General features: G+C 75.0%; 2 protein-coding genes. Both read left to right on the top strand.

The genetic code is table 11. The annotated features are described in order from the left end of the window. Positions 1-165: 165 nt before the first annotated feature. Positions 166-1038 (top strand): acyl-CoA thioesterase, encoded by an 873-nt coding sequence (locus CTKZ_RS20040; protein WP_124344562.1) that lies wholly within the window; start codon positions 166-168, stop codon positions 1036-1038. Between the two features lie 96 nt (positions 1039-1134). Beyond that, positions 1135-1913, top strand: a 779-nt coding sequence (locus CTKZ_RS20035) for a DNA topoisomerase IB (protein ID WP_148090533.1), incomplete at its 3' end; no start/stop codon positions are given.

Genomic DNA, 1913 nt, shown 5'->3' with positions numbered 1-1913 from the left:
GCACGCGCCCGCAGCGGAGCGCAGCCTCAGTCCGACCACAGGAACCGGAACTGAGGCGGAGCGCAGCGGAGGGTGCGGGCCGCGCCGGCGGCACGCGCCCGCAGCGGAGCGCAGCCTCGGTCCGACCGACAACACCGCAGCCCTGGCCGTGGCACGCTCTGGGGCATGAGCGACGCGCCCGTCTCCCCCACCGCCGCCGTCCTGGACGCGCTGGACCTGACACCGGACCCGACGGTCCCGGACCAGTTCTCGGGGCACAGCCTCCCGCAGCCCAACGGGCGCGTGTTCGGCGGGCAGGTGCTCGCGCAGGCGCTGCTCGCCGCGGGTCGCACGGTCGACGCCGACCGGCTGCCGCACTCGCTGCACGGGTACTTCCTGCGCGCGGGCGTCGTGACGGAGCCGATCTCGTTCGCGGTCGAGCGGCTGCGGGACGGCCGGTCGTTCACGGCGCGTCGGACGCACGCGCTGCAGGGCGGCGCCCCGATCCTGTCGCTCATCGCGTCCTTCCAGACGGAGCAGGACGGTGTCGACTACGCGGACGAGATGCCGGACGGCGTCCCCGCACCCGAGGACGTTCCGTCGGCGCTCGACCTGCTCGGGACGATCGACCACCCGGCGGCGAAGTTCTGGGCGCAGGAGTCGGCGTTCGACGTCCGGCACGTCGACGGCTCGATCTACCTGGGCCGCGCCGCCGAGGTCACGGGACGCCAGCAGGTGTGGTTCCGGGCGCGCGACCCGCTGCCGGACGACCGGCTGCTGCACCGCGCGCTGCTCGCGTACGCGTGCGACCAGGTCATGCTCGAGCCCGTGCTGCGCCGGTCGGGACGCTCGTGGGTGACGCCCGGCATGTCGATCGCGAGCCTGGACCACGCGATGTGGTGGCACCGGGACGCGCGCGTCGACGACTGGCTCCTGTACGTGCAGACGTCGCCGAGCGCGCAGGGCGGGCGCGGCCTCGGGGCGGCACGGGTGTTCACGCGTGACGGGACGCTCGTCGCGTCGATCGCGCAGGAGGGCATGGTCCGCTTCCCGGACTGAGCCCGCGGACGCCGAGCGGGCGGGCGTGCTGCGCCGGCCGGGCACGCGACGGCCGCTCACCGCGCGGGACGCGCGCCGTCGGGTGACACTCCCGGCATGGCTCGCCTCCGCCGCGTCCGCATCGACGCCCCCGGCTGGACCCGCCGCCGCGCGGGCAAGGGGTTCGTCTACCTCGACGTGCAGCGCGTGCGGATCACGGAGGTCGAGCACCTCGAGCGGATCACCGGGCTCGCGATCCCGCCCGCGTGGCGCGACGTGTGGATCAGCCCGTGGCCCAACGGCCACATCCAGGCGGCCGGGCTCGACGACGCCGAACGCCGCCAGTACCTGTACCACGCGCAGTGGCGGCTGCGGCGCGACCGGCTCAAGCACGACCACGTCCTCGACGTCGCGCGCCGGCTGCCCACCGCGCGGCGGCACGTCGAGCGCGACCTCGAGCTGCCGGGCATGCCGAAGCAGAAGGCGCTCGCGCTCGCGTTCCGGCTGCTCGACCTCGCGTACCTGCGGGTCGGCGGCGAGGGCTACGCCGCGAAGCACGGCTCGTACGGTCTCGCGACGCTGCGCAAGGACCACGTGCGCGTCCTGCCGCCCGAGCCCGGCTCCGACGAAGGGCGCGTGCACCTGCACTTCCCCGCGAAGTCGGGCCAGGTGCGGGACACCGTCGTCGAGGACGACGTGGTCGCGACGCTCGTGCGGACGCTCGTGCGGCGGCGCGACGACATGGAGGACCTGCTCGCGTGGCAGGACGACGACGGCGTCTGGCACGACGTGACGAGCGCCGACGTCGGCCAGTACGTGAAGCTGCGGCTCGGCGACGACGCGTCGGCGAAGGACTTCCGGACGTGGCACGCGACGGTCCTCGCGGCGCGCGGGCT

This window comes from Cellulomonas algicola (genome assembly GCF_003851725.1).
In the GTDB taxonomy this organism is placed as follows: Bacteria; Actinomycetota; Actinomycetes; order Actinomycetales; family Cellulomonadaceae; genus Cellulomonas; species Cellulomonas algicola.
Note: the sequence above shows the minus strand (reverse complement) of the source record. Positions and strands in the feature narration are given on the sequence as shown.